The following is a 17,069-nucleotide window of genomic DNA, read 5'->3' as shown; positions in this document are numbered from 1 at the left end:
TCGTTTTAAAATTTGAGGTTCAGTCCGACATTGAATGTTTTTACCTGCGGGTAATAAGCCCCGTTGCTGGCCGCGGAGATTTCAGGATCCCACCCCTCCCAGAAATTGTCGAACGTAAACAAATTTTCGCCCGAAATGTATAGGCGGGCTTTCTGTATGCGCATGCTGTTGGCTACCGCTGTGGGGAGCGTATAGCCCAGTTGGATGTTTTTTACACGTAAGTACGCGGCACTACGCATCCAATAGTCCGACTGCTGTGTGTTGTGGCTTTCGCCGAATGCGAGCCGGGGGAATACCGCATTGGGATTGTCGGGGGTCCAACGGTCCTTCTGGTATTCGTATGCGGTGCCGCCAAGCAAGAAAGGAGTGATGGCGTTACTGGTGAGGTAACCATCCACCTTACCCACGCCTTGTAGCAGGGTTGAAAAATCAAAATTCCGGTAGCCCAGGTACAGGTTGAAGCTGTAGGTGTAGCGTGGAATGGTACTTCCCAACACTTCGCGGTCGCCGGCGTTGACGACATTATCGTCGTTGGTGTTCAGATACCGGATGTCACCGGGTGCTACGACGCCAAATTGCGTAGGGGTATGGAGGTAATTGCCCTCACTATCAAAATCGGCCGGCGAAAGCAAACCTGCCGACCGCAAAAGGAACAACGAGTTTATTGGGTAACCCTCGCGATTTACGATGGTGCCGGTTTGCTGGATGCCCTTGAGGTCGACCACCTTATTGCGTACGTCCGACAGCACCACCGTAGCCGCATATTTGAATGGCTTGCTGTAATCGGAATAGTCGAGCTGCAGATCCCAGCCTTTGTTTTCAACCACACCGGCATTCTGGTAAGGTGCCGTGACACCCATTGTTCTCGGGATGCTGAGTTGCAGCAGGATCCCCCGTGTTTCTTTTTGGTAATAGTCGAAGGAAACGGATAGTTTACGCAGCAGCCGTACGTCTAATCCGATGTTCGTCATCTCGGTGGTTTCCCACGTGATATCGGTGTTGGCCAAGTCGAGTATGGCGGCCCCATTGACCACCTGGTCGTTGGAAACATAACGTGGGCTGAGTGAGACGGTGGGTGCAAAGGGGTAATCGCTGCCGATTTGCTGGTTGCCCAAAAGACCCCATGAAGCGCGGATTTTCAAATCGTCGAGGTAACTGCGTGTGCCTGCCATAAACGGTTCTTCAGAGAGGCGCCATCCGGCCGAGAACGACGGGAATGTACCCCACTTGTTGCCTTCTGCGAAACGCGATGACCCGTCGTGCCGGATATTGGCCTCGAACAGGTATTTACCGGCGAACGCATAATTGGCGCGGCCGAAATAGGATATCAGTGACCATGCGCCTGCATAACCTCCATTGCGCATGTTGTCCGATGACCCGGCTGAAAGCACCGTATAATCGGGAAACAGGAAATTGTCGCGGAATGCACTGAAGCCGCTGTAGGCTGCATTCAGGTACTGGTATCCGCCCATGGCGCTGACTGAATGGTTGCCGTAGTCTTCGGCGAACGTGAGTGTGACGTCCACCTGGTCTTCACGCTCGGTAGCCATATCCTCATTCAGCTCATTGATAGAAGGTACGGAAAACCGGGGGTTGCCCGCAGGGTCGTACGTTTTGACTACGTTGTTGAACGAACGGGTAACCGGCTGCGAATAGGTAGGCGCATATGTCACTCGAGCCGTAAGGAACTCGAATGGCTTATAATCCAGCGAGAAGTTTCCGGCAAGGGGGAAACTGGTTTGCCGCCACCAACCTCCTTCCTCCACAATCGCTGCAGGGTTGGCGCCATTCTGACCTTCGCCCCATAATCCGTTTGTGTACTTGATGGCTTGTGTAGCCGGCAGCTTATTGATTAAGCCAAAGATCATACCTGTGGAGGTCGACGGTGAAAAGGCTGCCGGCCCGGAGAATGGTCCGGCATTGGTGACGGATTTGCGGTCCTGATTGCGGATGTATAAATCGAACGATCCACTCAACTTTTCGGATAGCTTTACATTGGTATTGAGCCGGAAATAGTAACGCTGGAAATTGACGTTATCGATGAGCCCCGCTTGGTTGAGGTAGCCGAAAGATCCAAAAAATTTGACGCGCTCCGTGCCGCCTGTCACGCTCAGCACGTGGTTCTGTTGCAGACCACTGCCGGTAAGCAGGGCGTCCTGCCAGTCCGAATCGGGATAGGTGTCCGGGTCGGTGTCTTTATTGGCGATGTAATTTTGGATGTAATCGGCGGGGAAAAGCGGTGAGCGGCCGACGTTGGTGTGTGCTTCGTTGATCAGGTTCATGTGGTCGAGACCGTTGACCGGTTTAATCATATTGGTGGGCGACTGCTTACCCAGGTAGGCGTCATACGAAAAGGAAAACTGCCCTTCGCGCCCGCGCTTGGTGGTAATAAGGATAACCCCATTGGCTGCCCGCGAGCCATAGATGGCTGAAGATGCTGCGTCCTTGAGTACCGATATTGACTCGATGGATGATACATCCACATGGTCCAGCGACATCACCACGCCATCCACCAACACCAGTGGGTTGGAATTATTAAGCGTACCGACCCCCCGCACGCGGATGGAGCCGCCGTCAACGCCGGGCTGACCGGTGCTCTGTGTCACGGTTACGCCGGGAACAATGCCCTGTAAGGCCATGGAGCTCTGGCCCACCTGCCGCTTAGCGATTTCTTCGCCCGACACGGAGGCAACGGATCCGGTAAGATTCACCTTTTTGGTGGTGCCGAAGCCAACCACGACCACCTCGTCAAGGTTGGCCACCACGGCGGTCATGACCACGTTTAGCGGACGGCCCGTCACACTGGCCTCCTCATTGCCGTACCCGATCAATGAGAAAACGAGTGTTGCGTCTGCCGGCGAGCGGAGGGAAAATGTGCCGTCGGGGTTGGTCACGGCGAGGGCTTGGCCAGCACCTTTCTGACTCACGGTAACGCCTGCAAGTGCATTGCCTTCGAGATCGCGGACCGTTCCGGACACATCAACCTGTTGCTGTGCACGCGATATGCCTGCAACAGCGAGTAACAGGAGCACCCAGCGGCCCCTGATACTTAGATACTGGATTAGTTTTAATGTGTTCATTAGCTTTATTGTTTGGTTAAATAATTTGTACTTTCTATGTTGGTTATGGTCTATGGGTCTATCGTGATGATCTCACCCAATTTTCCGGTGAACAACTGCACGCATCCCAGCGTAAATAAGTAGGCGACACCAATGGCAACGAAGATGGGCACATAGGAAAGGTGCTGGACCGTCCATCCTACCGAAAGCTGTGAAAGTATACCCGCGATGCCACCCAAGGTGCCGCCGATACCGGTGAGGGTGCCCTGTACGTGGCGGGGGAATACTTCGGCTGGAATGGTGATGTTGCCCCAAAGCCCGTGACCGAGCATGACACCCGCGATGGCAATCAATGCTACCCCCATGCCTGGTGCGTAGAACAAGGCAACGCAGCACACCGGTACAAGCAAAGACGCAAAAAGCATGACCGATTTGCGTGAGCGGTTGAGCGACCAGCCCCATTTGGTGATGAACCATTTGGGGATGATGCCGCCCAACAACGTGCCTACAGCGAGGATTACGAACGGAATCCAGGCGAAGTACCCCATCTGGTCGAGGGTAAGGCCCTGCTGCTCCTGCAGGTATTTGGGTATCCAGAAAATGAGGAAATAGGTCACCGGGTCGATGAAGATACGTGCGCAAAGGCACCCCCAGGCTTGCCGCATACGCAGCAGGCGCCAGATACTTGTTTTCTCAGTGGTAGCGGCCTGCGGCGGTTGCCCGTCCAAGATCAACTCCCGCTCGGCCTCCGAAATACGTGGGTGGTCTTGTGGAAGGTAGAATTGCCGCCGCCAGAAGAACATCCAGATCAAACCCAGAAGCCCGGTAGCCACGAAAGCGGCCTGCCAGTTGAACTGGATGGCAATTACCGATACCAGGGGGATGGCGATGGCTGCGCCTGCCGACGACCCTGCGTTGAGCATGCCGATAGCAAGGGCGCGTTCGCGAAGGGGGAACCACTCGGAAGCCGCTTTGACACCAGCCGGGAAATTGGCCGACTCGGCAATGCCCAATAGGAACCGGAATGCCGAGAATTGCATCGCCGTCTTCGCAAACGCGTGAAGGATGTTGGCAATGGACCAGCCGCCCACGGCCCATAGGAAACTTTTGCGGGTACCCAGGCGGTCTACCAATGCGCCGCTGATGGCATACATCACGGTGTAACTCAACAGAAACGATGAGGTAATAAAGGAATAATCCACATCGGTCAACCCCAATTCGGCTTGGATCGTGGGCGCCAATACCGAAAGTACCTGCCGATCCAGGTAATTGAGCGTGGACGCGAAAAACAACAGGGCTGCCACACCCCACCGGATGTTGCCTGATTGCTTAACCATGCGTTTGGTCTTTGAATGGATTGTAGTGGGATGCCGCCGCGCCCGAGCCTTCGCCTTTATTGAGTGCGAGCGTAGGGTCTGCTGGCTGGTCGTCGGCCATGCCCAACAGATACTGCCCCTGCGCGATTAATTTTGCCCGTACATCGCCCACATTTACACTGCGTACGTCGCCGCCTTTAGGGATGAGATTGGCAATGGCAATACCGGCCCCTTGGCCGATCGCCATGCAAGTGGCCATCACCCGCGATGATCCGAAAGCGGCATGCGTAGCCGAAATGCTCCTTCCGGCCACCAGCACATTGTCGAGGCCCTGGGGGAGCAATGTGCGATAAGGCACCTCATAAACGGCTTTGCCCGACCCCGTGAAAACCTGTTGTTCGCCCTCGGGCGGGTGGATGTCGATGGCGAATGTCCCACAGGCGATACCATCGTCAAAAGCGCGGTTGGCCAGCACATCTTGCTCGGTGAGCTGGTAGTCGCCACGGATATGGCGTGTTTCGCGTACCCCGACCTGGGCCCCGGTGTCCAGGATATATGATCGTTCGAACCCACCCACATACTTCTGTAAGAATTTGTGGATTTCCCACGCTTGTACGCGTGTTTCTACTTCGGCCCGTGTCAGGTCGGCTGCATTGGTGCCGTCTATGCCCTGCAACCGCGTGGCGTTCACGGCAATCTGGCCTTCCTGCGGCAACTCGTAAAATAGGATCCGGGGGGCAGCATCTTTCGGAAACTCCCCCTTTTCCATGCCCATCTTCACCAATTGGTTCAAACCAAGGAAAGCGATGGCCTTACTGGAATCGATTTCCTCGTCGGTAGGGGAGTCTTTCAGTAGGTCCCGGTTGTTTTTCATCCAATGGCGTAGGTTTCCCATGTCTATCCCGCCGATCCGGAAAAATAAGGTTACCGGTTGCATGGCACCATCTTCTTCCCGCCCTTTTACGAAAGGAGCGCCTGCCATGGCTGCAATGTCGGCATCGGCAGAGCAATCGATGACGTACTTGGGAACAATGGCCTGCCTCCCGGATTTGTTCTCAATGATAACCGACGATACGCGGCTGCCTTCGCGGGTAACCCCCACAGCCCACGAATGGAGTAATAGCTCCACGCCGGCTTCGGTCACCATCCGGAAAAGCAAATACTTCATCCCTTCAGGATCGAACGGCGTCATCGACGCGTTATCGAACGTGAGGTCTGTAACGTGGCCCTGCGACGACTTAAGCTGCACGAGGCGGTCAACGAGTTCGCCGGCGATCCCGCGGATTACCTGTTTGCCTTTCACGTCATGGAACGTGAACATCGGGTTGACCATGGCGATGGTAAGGTTCCCTCCCAAAAAGCCGTAGCGTTCTAAAAGCATGACCTTGGCGCCATTGCGGGCCGCGGATATAGCCGCGCCAATTCCGGCAGGACCTGCCCCTACCACCAATACATCGGGTGAGGCATAAATAGGAAGTTTCTTCGGTGCTTCTTCAATAAACTGCATATATAAATCTTAAAGTAAATGGTGTCGAGTATGATGTCCGGCTTGACGTGTGCCTTCACTGGCTGGGACGGTCTTCGACGGATTAAAGACCTGTGTAATTAGTTGTTTAAATATCATCATTTATGATAAATTAGTTTCATAATCAAAAGCGAATCTATATCATTTTTTATTGATAAACAAGTGATTATGTTGTTAAAATTTTCATTTATATATTGGGAACATTCCCACAACCGTTCCCAATGATGTTTTTATTTAAAAATATTTTTTCACATCTTTGCGGGATAGACCCTGTTATGCAGAAACGCCAAATTACCATCATTGATATTGCCAAGAAATTAGGCATATCGAAATCTACGGTTTCGCGGGCCCTGACCAATAACCCGAATGTCAGCCCGGAAACCAGGAAAGCTGTTCTTGAAGTGGCTAAAGAGTTGGACTACCAGCCGAACATGCTAGCCCTCGGCCTCATCAAGAACGAAACCCGTATGTTGGGGGTCATCATCCCTGACATCCAGAAACCATTTTTTGCTGCCATAGTGAGTGGTATACAGCACGCGGTGGCACGGATGGGGTACCGTACCATTATTGCGCAGTCGGACGAATCACCACAAATCGAAAAGGAAAATATCCAAGCGCTCATGCTGAGCCGTGTGGACGGATTCTTGATATGCCACACGCGTGATACGCGGAATTTCGACCAGATCAAGATGCTTTACCAAAAAGGGTTCCCGTTGGTGTCGTTCGCCCGGATATGCCAGGAACTACCCATTCCGAAAGTGGTTGAAGATGATTTCAATGGCTTGTATACAACAACCCAACACCTTATCGACTGCGGCAGGCGGCGTATCGCTTTGCTGGCCGGCCCGAAGCATCTGCTGGCCAGTAAGCTGCGCCAGCAGGGTTACATGGCTGCGTTACGCCAGCACGGGATAACCTATAGGTCCGAATATGTGGCACACACCCGGTTTCTCCACGAACATGTGAAAGCCGCAATCGACCAATGGCTGGCATTGCCCGAACCACCCGATGCGATATGTACAATCTATGATGCCGGTGCCATACAGCTTATGGAGATCCTTAAAGAAAAGGGAATACAGGTGCCAGCAGACATCGCGGTAACTGGTTTTGGCAACGACCCGGCGGCATGCCTTGTGGTGCCCGGACTTACTACATACGAACAAAAACCTTATGATATCGGCTTGGTTGCCGGAAAAAACATGCTCGATTTACTAAAAAAGCGATTTACAACCATCCCGTCCGAAATGACAATATCCACCGGTAGTCTGGTCGTCCGAGGATCCTCAGGGTAAATGGAAGGGTAGCGGGTATCAATAATGGATGATCACATTGACCACTCCGGTGTTAAAAAACGAGGGCTCAAATGATTCGATGAGACCATTTTGCTGGTACACCCGCAATTCATGGTATACCCGCTCACGCAGCGTGCCCATACCGTGGCCATGGATGAAGCGGATTTCCCGCTGGCCCTGTTCAATGGCCTTATCGAGAGCGGTCCGCATACGATCAATGCTCAACCGCACCATGTGTTCGTTGCTGAGCCCCGATGCGTCACGTACGAACGCCTCGAGATGTAAGTCCACTTCCTGTACTGGTGCCATGATGCCGTGATACTGTTTTGCTATTCGATATACTTGATCGCTTGGGCTTTCTGGTATTGCTCGGTTTCTTTGGTGCCTCCATAGTCAAACCCGAGGATAATAACGCCATCGGCCCCAACTTCACGGCATTTGGCAATAATCTGCTGTTTCGCACGTTCCTCACCGTTGATACCCTTAACTTCTTCCGAAAGGTGTCCGATGACACGGTACTCTTGTTTGATATCCCGCTCTGCATAGTACACGTCTACTTGCTCCGTCGGCTGATAGCGGTCGCCGACGTACGAAACCGTCTTGCAGGCGTGGAAGGTGAACGTAGCAGCGATGAGTAAGGTGCGGACAAGCTTGGGCAACGACGGATTAATATACATGGTACATCAGCTTTGACATACAATGATACGAAAAAATATGGAGCAGGAGAGTGCAGTACAGTTGTTTGGAAAAATATCCAGACATTTGTGGCTTCATAATTTAGGTTTATAATTGATTAGTAAAGGTTTCCATTCTCCCCGTTTGGAAACCTTTCTTTTTTTATCTTCTTTTGGTTTTGGCCGTATCGCCAATCAGTCCTGCTTGAAATGCTTATCAGCAAAATCCAGAAACGCCAGCCAGTCGTATTGGGTCACATCGTGTTTTCCTGCCCGGATGTGGTAGCCGACATCGTGCATGATGGGCTGGTGGATGGCGGGGGGTGTGGCCGACGGCAGGCCCTGTAGTCCGTAAAGTTCATATACGGGGCCGGCGTGGTATGCCCCTAGGTATTCACCTTTCGGGTCGGCCCAACGGTCTTCTTCGGCGCTGGCTACATAAACTGCCCGGGGGGCCATCAGCGCTATCAGCGCATGTTGGTCGAATGGCAGCTCGTCTGCTCGCCCATGATAGGCATCATACGCCGGACAGAACCAAGCCGGCTTGATGGAACTCACGATAGCCAATGTTTCGCCATAGTCACGGCGCGACAGCGCGGCTCCGCCCTCGCCCGAATTGTTGGATATGACAACCTTGAACCGCGTATCCTGCGCACCTGCCCAAAGGGCTGCCTTGCCCTGGCGCGAATGGCCCATGATGGCGACTTGGGCTGTATCCACCCGGGGCTCGGTGGCCAGGTAATCCACTATCCGGCTCGACCCCCACGCCCACGCACCGATGGCCTGCCATTCGTCGGGGGCCTCACTATCGGGGCTGTAGCCCGGGAAAAGCGAAACGATGCTGTGGTCTTTCAATCCGGGTTTATCGGGGAATATATCATGGTAGCACATGGTTGCCACGCCATAACCGCGGTCGATGATATCGTCGTACGACCACCGGCTGGATTGGCACCCCCGCTCCCAATCGGGGTGGCCTGCCTCCTTTACCAAGGCAAAGTTCTTGGAATATAAAATGGTCGTGTCCGTTGTGGTGCTGTGGTTGCCCTTGAAATTATAGCCCACAAAAACCGGCACCTGCTCAGCACCGTTGTTGGGCAGGTACATCAATAGCAGTGCCTCCAGCTCTTTTTTGCCGTTACTGAAAATAAACTTAACCTGCTTACTGGTGGCTTTACCCCCCAGCGCAGCGGCGTTTTCGGTCAACAGTTCGTAACGGACCGTAATGCCCGAATCGTCGGGTGTGCGCCCGTACATCTGCGAGCTGAAAAGTTCGAGTAGCTCGGGCCGTCGCTGCTGTTCCCATTGCGCCGAGGTGGTTACCGACTGGCCGCCTTCGGTGGTGAGCAGCGGCGGAAGCGTGTAGGTCCCTACTTTTGATTCGTCATAGTTGACGTCTCGTTGCTGTGCCCGTCCATGGGTACCAGCCATCGACAATATGACCATGGTGGTACAGATGGGTTTGAAATGGATCTTCATATCACAAACGTAATGAAAGTTAGGCTAAGTTTCATCTACCAAGCGAAAATGCTCAATGGTTTTGCCCTTGAGGTGCGCTTTCCAGCGGTCGAGCAAAGGCTTCTCCAGCTCGAATTCGCGGTACTCGTCGGGGCTCATAATCGGGATGCCCCGCACAATGGGGTAGATGCGGTCACACTGCCCACAGCTGAGGTACCCCTCGTCGACGTTGCCGGCAACGGTGGTGTGGATAGGGGTGAGCGTGAGGTCTGCCCGGTCGAACGGGCAGCATAGCTTGTTGATGGTCTCAATGTTCATGGCAATTGGGTTTTCGTGATTTGGATGTGTTTTTTGTATTCGCGGATGGCTTCGGCAGGCGAGTCGCTGCCCATGATGCCCGAGATGAGGGCAATGCCCGCATAATGGAGTTCATGGAGTTCCCGGACATTCCCGGGCAAAATGCCGCCAGCCAAAAACACGGGGCCGCCATAGATGGCCCTTGCTTGGCGCACCGACCCGGGAGTGACCAGTTCGCAGCTGCTTACCGTCTTGGATGGGAACATCGAGCAGAATGAAATATAATCTGCTCCGTGGTCGCGCGCCCAGCATACCGGCTCCATATCGTTGGTACAGGTGATGCCGCAGCGGAAGGGCCGGTCTATGGCTGCCTGGACGGCCTTGTAGCCGTGGGGGATGGTATCAAAATGCACGCCGTCCAGTGGTGTATCTACCAAGTAACTCCACCTGTTGTTGATCAGCACGGGTACGTTTCTGGCATGGCAGCGGCGGCATATCTCGCCGATGAGCGCGGGGATATCTTCCCCCTTGCGGAAATGGTCCCAGATCTGCAGGGCGGCGATACTTTCGCCTAGTACCGCATCCAGTTTATCGTACAGTTGGGGCTTGGGCATCGAAGGGTCGATGACCAGGTAAATGCCGGTGCCGATAGGGCGTGGTGTTTCCATTATTTCCATCCGTTTTGATAAGCGTTGTGAAATGCGGCCCAATAGGGGTCTACCTCGTGGTAGGGCATGTCCGCTGCCCTGCCGTCTTCTACCAGCTTGATGCCGCTTGCCGCGTCCGTCAGCTGGCCCACCTCCGCGCAGGGGATGCCGGCAGCTCCCAAGCGTCCCACCACGGCGGCTGCGGCGTCGGGCCGGCAAGCCATCACCATGGAACCTGCCCCCACGCAGTAGCGCGTGTCGAGCCCGAAAATACCGCATACCTGTTGCTGCACCGGGTGTACAGGTAGCTTATCACTATCGATAACGGCGCCCTGGCCCGAGGCGACCGCCAACTCATAGATAGCGCCGAGCACACCACCTTCCGTAACGTCGTGCAGGGCGCTCACTTGTCCCGCGTCTGCCGCGCCTCCTACGGCCACCAATGCATCTTGGAGCGCAGAAGTATCGTAGAAAGTATCGCAAGCCAACTGATGTATCTCCGTACCGGCTTTATTCTTTACCGTCTCGGGGAAACTCATGGCCAGGATGGCTGCCGACGATAGTGCGCACTGTTTGGTAACCAGGATTACGTCGCCGGCGCGGGCCGCCGAGGCCGTAAGCAGGGTGTTCTGCGCGGCCACGGTAACCAGCGTGCCGCCACCGGAGATGGTGGAATGTTGGTGCGCGATGAATCCGGTGTGGCCCCCGGTGATAGCTACGCCGATGTCCGAACAGAACCGGTGGATGTATGCCCAGTATTGCTTGAAATCCGCACTGCTTAAGGTGTCGGGCAGGTTCAATACAAATTGGCCGTACATGGGACCGTGGCCGGTGGTGGCAATGTCGTTGGCCATGAGGTGTACCGACAGCCACGCGGACGCTTCCAGCCCTAGTGAAGGAATGAGCGACAGCGGGTCGCTCGCCAAGGCCATGGCCATGCCGCCGGGGAGGTCCACCACCGATACATCCACGCCGAAACGTGGGCCGGTGCGTACCTCAGCGCGCGGGTGGCCGCACTGCATGGCAATGGTGCCGTTAAACAGGGGTATGCCGATTTTGCCAAGTTGCTTTTCCATTGATCTGTTAATCTACGTCGTTGAACCGTACATACAGCCCGAAGAAGTCACCATAGGGGAGACCCCACTGCTGCACAGGAAACCACCGTGGTAGGCCCGTGCACGTCCACTCGATGGTGTATTCGCGCCCTTGGAGAGCTTTATGGATGATAGCACTCAGTCGTTGTGGGGTATAAAACGTGGCCGTAAGGTAAAATGGGTTTTTGCCAAATAGCTCCTGCACCCTGCGCCGCAGCACCTTGGGCGAATTACGGTTCATCATGCCCATGGCGATGCCGTAACGGCCCACACGGGCGGCCTCGCGGATCACGCGCACGGGATCGTGGTAATATTCAAATGTGGTGATGAAGGCCAGCGAATCGAACGTATGGTCTTTGAACGGCATGTGGTGCGAGTCGGCCATCACTAGGTCCCCTTCAAAGAGATGCATCGCTTGCGATAGCATCAGCGGCGATATGTCGCCGCCGGTAGCTTCGATGCCAATCTCTTTCCACCACCGCGTGAAGCGCGTGGTGCCGCAGCCGAATTCAAGCAGCGTTTTCACGCGGCTGTCTTTCGACACCAGCTGCTCCATCACCTTTTTCTGCCAGATTTCGGCGCGCTTGTAGCGTCCTTCGTACCATTGCTCATAGGTATCGGTATGTTCCCTGTTGAAGAACCATTCCGGGCGGCCCTGCCAGTTCTGCTGCTGTCGGGGGATGAGTTCGAGCGTTGTTTTTTCCTGTTCCATCATATTGTCTTTGTTTAGACAGCCCCCTCAGCGGAAGAGCCAACGGCGCGCGGAACAAGATCGGTATGGGTCTTGTATGGTCTGCATCCCTACGTTGGCATAATCCAAATCAGGTAATTAGGGTTTAATCTCAGCCCCTATCGGGGCACCCCTTGCTGTGTACCGCCGCAAACATAGCCATTGTTGGGTTGATATGCAACTTTATCGATTGCTGCTGGGCGGCGGGAGTGTGTAAATAGGCCAGATTAGCTATATTAGAAGCCCCAATATATTTGATATGGTTGCTTTAGCCCGCTTGTTTTTCTGTTTTCTTTTCGCAGTTGCTGCGCTGCCGTGCTGGGCCCAGGCTCAGCCGACCCCTACTGATATCAATTTCACCCGGCAGGGTGTGCGGAGGTTTGTTTTTGATGATCGGCATACCATTCCGTTAGCTGCTTTAAAACCTGCAGAAGTAATCGGTATGACGGCCATGTATCCGGTAAGCTATTATTCGGATACCCATGCACGGGTAACGGTTCATAAGGGCCAACTGCTTGTCAGTTCCGACACCACGACCCATACGGCTGTTTGGTTCGGCGGGTTCAATCCGTTCGCCACATATACCTTAGTGGTCGATTCGACCGAGGGAGCGGGAGCGGTGGGATTTGAATTTGCCGATGCTGCCAACACCGAACGGTTTGCCGTGGTGGTCACATACAGTGGGCAACACATTGTTGATGTGGAGTTAGGCATCAAGAAAGCGGGAACAGGGGTTACCAGCGAATCGATCGCAACGAACATTCCCGCAGGGACCAAGTTGCAGGGGAAAATCATTCTCCAACTGTTGGGCAGCGGTTTGACCGTCTATACCCAGCACGATGGCTTGCCCCAGCCAATTGCCCAAGCGGATTTCAGCCAGCAACTCGACCTGCGCGAAAAACGTTATCTGCAACGCTTCCAATCGCGCGTATCGGTACAATTGGAGCGTGGTGTAGTGGGGATAAAAGAAGCTACAGCTGCACTGACCAGCGGTATGGGCCTTGCCGATATCCGGGCCATGACGTATGAAGACGGCAGCCCTCTGCTAGACCAGGGCCGGCTTTGGTATACCATGACCATCCGCGGGCGCGCGCTGCCACACCATGTGCAGGGGGTATTCAGTATGGATCCGACTGCGTTCGACCTCCGCTTTGAAGGGGTTATCGTGTTTGACCGGGCAGACGGCATACTCCGCAACGAGGTGGCCTCCCATATTTTCTACGACCGGCGGGACCAGGTGTGGCGGGGGACCACTACAGGGTTCAGTGCCTACGCCAACCCGCGGGAGCAGAAGCAGTTGCTGGCCGTGGAAAGCACCAAAGACCCCCGCTTCGGTTTTTCCGTTATGCGGGCCGAACCTTTCGGTGTGGTGGGTGACATCGAGGACCCGCATATCCTATATGATGCCGCTGCCGCGAAATGGCGTATCCTCACGTGTGAGAATATAAACGATGGGTATAAAGCCGTATTATTGGAATCGACCTCGTGGAATAGCGGCTACCGGCGCATCGCCGGCCCGGTGGCCCACAACTCAACCGGAACATCCATCCAACGGATCGGCGGCGTGCCATACTGCTTTTCGGGCAGTAGCGAGCGGGAAATTTTCATCTATTCCTATCCCGATTTGACTGTAGTGGGTACCCTGAAAATGGACCTCCCTCCGTGGGACGATGAGTCGGGCACCCGCGTTTGGCCCAATGTGGTGGAACTGCCTGAGGGCTACCCATTCCGGTATGTGGCGCTGATGATGGACCGGTTCAACTACCCCGGGCTGGTAGGTCCGAACTGGACGTATGGGGCATTATACCTATACCATGGGTATGTAGACTAAGCACAGCCCATAACGAGGTCAAATAAAAGCCGCCTCGGCATCCTAGCCGGGCGGCTTGTGCCGTGTGCAGCCATATATAAACAAAAGTACGGTATCCCCGCTGCGCTGTAAATACTGGTTTTCGGTGATTTTTTGCGGCCTGTCCACGCCCGTTTATCTATAAAATGAGCCTTTTCGTCTAATTCGGTTTCCGTTGGTCGATGATTATCGGCGGTTTGTCTATTATCCCACCAGGGTAGTGCAACGTTTTTCACCCTTCGTCGTCTTATCCATAGAAACGAAAAGGAAAAAGTAAAAAATAAAATCGTAAAGTTATGAAATCGTTAGTATTAAGCGCCATGATTTGCGCAGCCGTAGTAGGAACCAGTGTTGCCAGCACAAATGCACCACGTCCTGTCGAAAAAGTGAAAAAAGAACATGTCAGCGAGCAGAAGAGCGTAGCAGCTTTCAAGCAGGCTATCGCATTCCACCAGCATAACGTGGATGTGTTGTTCAATCAGTTCCAAATGGCCAGCGAGCACGTGCGTGGAAGCCGGGGCAACCATGCCGAACTGGAGCGCGACAGGGCTTTCTTCATCAAGGTTTACCAAGACGACATCAACCGGGGGGTGCGGGTGGAATCGGGTAAAAGGGCCATCGCCGAAATTGAAGCCCAATATGCAAAGAAGCATGAGGAGCGCGACGCCTATGAGGCGGCAAAAATTGCCAAGCTGAGGGAGCAGCTCCAGACCGAGTTGAAGCGGGAACAACGGCAGTTTAAGAAAGCGAAGCGCAAATATGCTGGTTTCGTAAACGACGAGACCCGTCCGTTACTGCAACAAGCTGAGCGGTATTTTGCCAATGCGATTGCCCGCGCGAGCCGTGGCGAGGTGGCCCACATGACCATGGCACTTAGGTAGGCAGCAACATACGCAGCAGCGTCTATATATATCCGGACAGCCCCTTCGTCGAAGCGGGCTGTTTTTTTTGTGGGATCCCTACGATATTTTTTCCCAGCCGATACCCGGTTCGGTTTGGGTAAGGTAGTCGCGCAGGCGGCTATGTTCGGCCTTGGCTAGCTGGGGGTCGGCGTCGAAGAGGGCAATCACCAGTTGCCGTATCGCCGCGAGTAGGGCCTGGTCGGTGGTGAGGTCAGCCAGTTTGAGGTCGAGCACGCCGCTTTGCTGGGTGCCTGCCAGGTCGCCCGGGCCGCGCAGCTGGAGGTCTACCTCGGCAATCTCAAACCCGTCGTTGGTACGGACCATGGTCTCCAGCCGCAGCTTACTGTCCTTGCCCAGCTTCCTGCCCGACATGAGGATGCAGTACGACTGCTCTGCTCCGCGCCCGACACGCCCCCGCAGTTGGTGCAGCTGCGACAGGCCGAAGCGCTCGGCATTCTCGATAACCATCACCGAGGCGTTGGGCACGTCGACACCCACCTCGATTACCGTGGTGGCCACCATGATCTGGGTTTCACCTTTCACAAACCGCTGCATCTCAAATTCTTTGTCTTTTACCGGCATTTTGCCGTGTACAATGCTGATGCGGTATCCAGGCAGGGGGAATTCTTCCTGCAACGTTTCCAGGCCTGCTTCGAGGTACAGCAGGTCCATCTTTTCGCTCTCGCTGATGAGGGGGTAAACGATGTACACCTGCCGGCCTTTGGCGATTTCTTCTTTCATGAACCCGAACATGCGGAGGCGGCTGCTCTCGTAGAGGTGCATCGTTTTGATGGGCTTCCGCCCGGCGGGGAGTTCGTCGATCACCGAGATATCCAGGTCGCCATACAGTGTCATGGCGAGTGTGCGCGGGATGGGGGTGGCGGTCATTACCAGCATGTGCGGCGGGATACGGTTCTTGCGCCACAGCTTGGCGCGCTGCTCCACGCCGAAGCGGTGTTGCTCATCGATGACCACAAAGCCGAGGTTGTGGAAACGCACGGTGTCTTCGATGAGCGCGTGGGTACCCACAAGGATATCGAGCGTGCCGTCTTCGAGCTGGGTGTGGATAATGCGGCGGTCTTTCTTGGGTGTGGAGCCGGTAAGGAGTTGCACGGAGGCGATGCCGCCACCCAAGAGCTTGGTGATACTGTGGTAATGCTGCTGCGCGAGGATTTCCGTGGGCGCCATGAGGCACGCCTGGAAGCCATTGTCGATAGCCAGGAGCATGCACATGAGTGCCACCACGGTTTTTCCGCTGCCCACGTCGCCCTGCACCAGCCGGTTGAGCTGTGCCCCCGAGGCGGTATCCCGGCGGATTTCCCTGATTACCCGCTTCTGGGCATTGGTGAGCGCGAAAGGGAGTTGCTTGTGGTAGAACGTGTTGAACCTGTCGCCAACGGTATCAAAGCGGTGACCCTTGAATTTCTGGGTGTTGAGTAGCTTGTTTTTGAGCAGCTTGAGCTGGATGAAGAACAGCTCATCGAATTTGAGGCGGTGTACGGCCTGTGCCAGCTCCTCGTTGCTGCGTGGGAAATGTATGGCGGCCAGGGCCCTGGGCAGCGGCATGAGGCGGTGCTGCTGCACGATATAGTCGGGCAGCGTTTCCGTAAGCTGGGAGCCGATACTCTCTAACAGGGCAACCTGTAACTTTTGGATGCCTTTACTGTCCAGCGCGAATTTCCGTAGTTTTTCGGTGCTGCTGTATACGGGCTGCAGGCTCATATTGCCCTGTTGAGGACTGCCGGACTTGTACACTTCCATTTCGGGGTGTGTCATGGAGAGCTGGCCATTGAATACATTGGGCTTGCCGTATATGGTATAGGCTGCGCCTACCTGCAATGCTTTTTTCAGCCAGCCGATACTTTGGAACCACACTAGCTCCATTGTTCCCGTGTCGTCTCTGAAGAGGCCCACAAGCCGCTTGCCGCGGCGCTCGCCCACCTCGTCGATATGCATCAGCCGCCCGATAACCTGCGCTGCCGCCATATCAGGGTGGAGCTGCTTTATTTTGTGGAATTGCGTGCGGTCGATGTAACGGAAGGGGTAGTGTTTCAGCAGGTCCCCAAACGTATGTATGCCCAATTCATCGTTGAGCACGGCGGCACGGGCAGGACCCACACCTTTGAGGTATTCAATGGGGGTTATGGTGCTGAGTGGTGCCACTGGGAGTTCCTGCAATCATCGGTTTTGTGCGAATTTATGGAAAACTTTCTGAATGCTACCCTTGCC

Annotated in this window: 14 protein-coding genes and 1 riboswitch; of the genes, 3 read left to right on the top strand and 11 right to left on the bottom strand. The window is 54.7% G+C overall.

Annotation, left to right across the window (positions count from 1 at the left end):
- Window positions 1–5: 5 nt before the first annotated feature.
- The 3 genes from NGM62_RS12355 to NGM62_RS12345 are packed head-to-tail and all read right to left on the bottom strand — an operon-like array spanning window position 6 to window position 5,882.
- A complete protein-coding gene (locus tag NGM62_RS12355) occupies window positions 6–3,080 on the bottom strand; it encodes a SusC/RagA family TonB-linked outer membrane protein (RefSeq protein ID WP_262248363.1) in 3,075 nt (1,024 codons plus the stop codon).
- A gap of 50 nt (window positions 3,081–3,130) precedes the next feature.
- The gene (locus NGM62_RS12350) at window positions 3,131–4,396 is read right to left on the bottom strand and encodes an MFS transporter (RefSeq protein ID WP_262248361.1); all 1,266 of its coding nucleotides are present in this window, start codon (window positions 4,394–4,396) and stop codon (window positions 3,131–3,133) included.
- Entirely contained in the window at window positions 4,389–5,882 is a 1,494-nt protein-coding gene (locus tag NGM62_RS12345; protein WP_262248359.1) for an FAD-dependent oxidoreductase, read from the bottom strand. The genes NGM62_RS12350 and NGM62_RS12345 overlap by 8 nt, the downstream gene beginning before the upstream one ends.
- A gap of 293 nt (window positions 5,883–6,175) precedes the next feature.
- On the opposite strand from NGM62_RS12345, the gene NGM62_RS12340 reads away from it, so the two are divergent.
- A complete protein-coding gene (locus NGM62_RS12340) occupies window positions 6,176–7,192 on the top strand; it encodes a LacI family DNA-binding transcriptional regulator (RefSeq protein ID WP_262248358.1) in 1,017 nt (338 codons plus the stop codon).
- An 18-nt stretch (window positions 7,193–7,210) separates the two neighbouring features.
- Here NGM62_RS12340 and NGM62_RS12335 read toward each other — a convergent pair whose 3' ends face one another.
- The 7 genes from NGM62_RS12335 to NGM62_RS12305 all read right to left on the bottom strand — a co-directional run bounded on the left by NGM62_RS12335 (window position 7,211) and on the right by NGM62_RS12305 (window position 12,074).
- Window positions 7,211–7,501, bottom strand: coding sequence for a Smr/MutS family protein (locus NGM62_RS12335; RefSeq protein ID WP_262248356.1), 291 nt, complete (start codon window positions 7,499–7,501; stop codon window positions 7,211–7,213).
- Between the two features lie 20 nt (window positions 7,502–7,521).
- A complete protein-coding gene (locus NGM62_RS12330; protein WP_262248354.1) occupies window positions 7,522–7,869 on the bottom strand; it encodes a hypothetical protein in 348 nt (115 codons plus the stop codon).
- Window positions 7,870–8,061: 192 nt separating this feature from the next.
- Window positions 8,062–9,342 (bottom strand): alpha/beta hydrolase, encoded by a 1,281-nt coding sequence (locus NGM62_RS12325; RefSeq protein WP_262248352.1) that lies wholly within the window; start codon window positions 9,340–9,342, stop codon window positions 8,062–8,064.
- 24 nt (window positions 9,343–9,366) lie between these two features.
- Window positions 9,367–9,639: a Trm112 family protein gene (locus NGM62_RS12320; protein ID WP_262248350.1), complete on the bottom strand. Its 273-nt coding sequence runs from the start codon at window positions 9,637–9,639 to the stop codon at window positions 9,367–9,369.
- Window positions 9,636–10,286 (bottom strand): thiamine phosphate synthase, encoded by a 651-nt coding sequence (locus tag NGM62_RS12315; RefSeq protein WP_262248348.1) that lies wholly within the window; start codon window positions 10,284–10,286, stop codon window positions 9,636–9,638. The genes NGM62_RS12320 and NGM62_RS12315 overlap by 4 nt, the downstream gene beginning before the upstream one ends.
- Window positions 10,286–11,341, bottom strand: a complete 1,056-nt coding sequence (locus NGM62_RS12310) for an AIR synthase-related protein (protein WP_262248347.1) — start codon at window positions 11,339–11,341, stop codon at window positions 10,286–10,288. Before NGM62_RS12310 ends, NGM62_RS12315 begins: the two co-directional genes overlap by 1 nt.
- 7 nt (window positions 11,342–11,348) lie before the next feature.
- Window positions 11,349–12,074, bottom strand: a complete 726-nt coding sequence (locus NGM62_RS12305) for a class I SAM-dependent methyltransferase (RefSeq protein ID WP_262248346.1) — start codon at window positions 12,072–12,074, stop codon at window positions 11,349–11,351.
- 66 nt (window positions 12,075–12,140) lie between these two features.
- Window positions 12,141–12,234: riboswitch (TPP riboswitch) on the bottom strand.
- Window positions 12,235–12,348: 114 nt separating this feature from the next.
- On the opposite strand from NGM62_RS12305, the gene NGM62_RS12300 reads away from it, so the two are divergent.
- Window positions 12,349–13,920 (top strand): hypothetical protein, encoded by a 1,572-nt coding sequence (locus NGM62_RS12300; RefSeq protein WP_262248344.1) that lies wholly within the window; start codon window positions 12,349–12,351, stop codon window positions 13,918–13,920.
- A gap of 314 nt (window positions 13,921–14,234) precedes the next feature.
- Complete coding sequence (locus NGM62_RS12295; protein WP_262248342.1) at window positions 14,235–14,819, top strand: hypothetical protein; 585 nt, start codon at window positions 14,235–14,237, stop codon at window positions 14,817–14,819.
- Window positions 14,820–14,897: 78 nt separating this feature from the next.
- Here the strand turns inward: NGM62_RS12295 and recG are convergent, their stop codons facing one another.
- Window positions 14,898–17,003 carry an ATP-dependent DNA helicase RecG gene (gene recG / locus NGM62_RS12290; protein ID WP_262248409.1) on the bottom strand — a complete coding sequence of 702 codons (2,106 nt, stop codon included), beginning with the start codon at window positions 17,001–17,003 and terminating at the stop codon, window positions 14,898–14,900.
- Window positions 17,004–17,069: the final 66 nt, after the last annotated feature.

This window comes from Parapedobacter soli, assembly GCF_025460835.1.
Lineage (GTDB): Bacteria > Bacteroidota > Bacteroidia > Sphingobacteriales > Sphingobacteriaceae > Parapedobacter > Parapedobacter soli.
The sequence above is the reverse complement of the archived record's forward strand: the minus strand, read 5'-3'. Positions and strand labels throughout refer to the sequence as shown.

Bases quoted from the DNA above. Each gene is read 5' to 3' on its own strand.
- NGM62_RS12305 (WP_262248346.1), bottom strand. From the start codon at position 12,074: ATGATGGAACAGGAAAAAACAACGCTCGAACTCATCCCCCGACAGCAG.
- NGM62_RS12350 (WP_262248361.1), bottom strand. From the start codon at position 4,396: ATGGTTAAGCAATCAGGCAACATCCGGTGGGGTGTGGCAGCCCTGTTG.
- NGM62_RS12295 (WP_262248342.1), top strand. From the start codon at position 14,235: ATGAAATCGTTAGTATTAAGCGCCATGATTTGCGCAGCCGTAGTAGGA.
- NGM62_RS12325 (WP_262248352.1), bottom strand. From the start codon at position 9,342: ATGAAGATCCATTTCAAACCCATCTGTACCACCATGGTCATATTGTCG.
- NGM62_RS12340 (WP_262248358.1), top strand. From the start codon at position 6,176: ATGCAGAAACGCCAAATTACCATCATTGATATTGCCAAGAAATTAGGC.
- NGM62_RS12345 (WP_262248359.1), bottom strand. From the start codon at position 5,882: ATGCAGTTTATTGAAGAAGCACCGAAGAAACTTCCTATTTATGCCTCA.
- NGM62_RS12335 (WP_262248356.1), bottom strand. From the start codon at position 7,501: ATGGCACCAGTACAGGAAGTGGACTTACATCTCGAGGCGTTCGTACGT.
- NGM62_RS12355 (WP_262248363.1), bottom strand. From the start codon at position 3,080: ATGAACACATTAAAACTAATCCAGTATCTAAGTATCAGGGGCCGCTGG.
- NGM62_RS12320 (WP_262248350.1), bottom strand. From the start codon at position 9,639: ATGAACATTGAGACCATCAACAAGCTATGCTGCCCGTTCGACCGGGCA.
- NGM62_RS12315 (WP_262248348.1), bottom strand. From the start codon at position 10,286: ATGGAAACACCACGCCCTATCGGCACCGGCATTTACCTGGTCATCGAC.
- NGM62_RS12330 (WP_262248354.1), bottom strand. From the start codon at position 7,869: ATGTATATTAATCCGTCGTTGCCCAAGCTTGTCCGCACCTTACTCATC.
- NGM62_RS12300 (WP_262248344.1), top strand. From the start codon at position 12,349: ATGGTTGCTTTAGCCCGCTTGTTTTTCTGTTTTCTTTTCGCAGTTGCT.
- NGM62_RS12310 (WP_262248347.1), bottom strand. From the start codon at position 11,341: ATGGAAAAGCAACTTGGCAAAATCGGCATACCCCTGTTTAACGGCACC.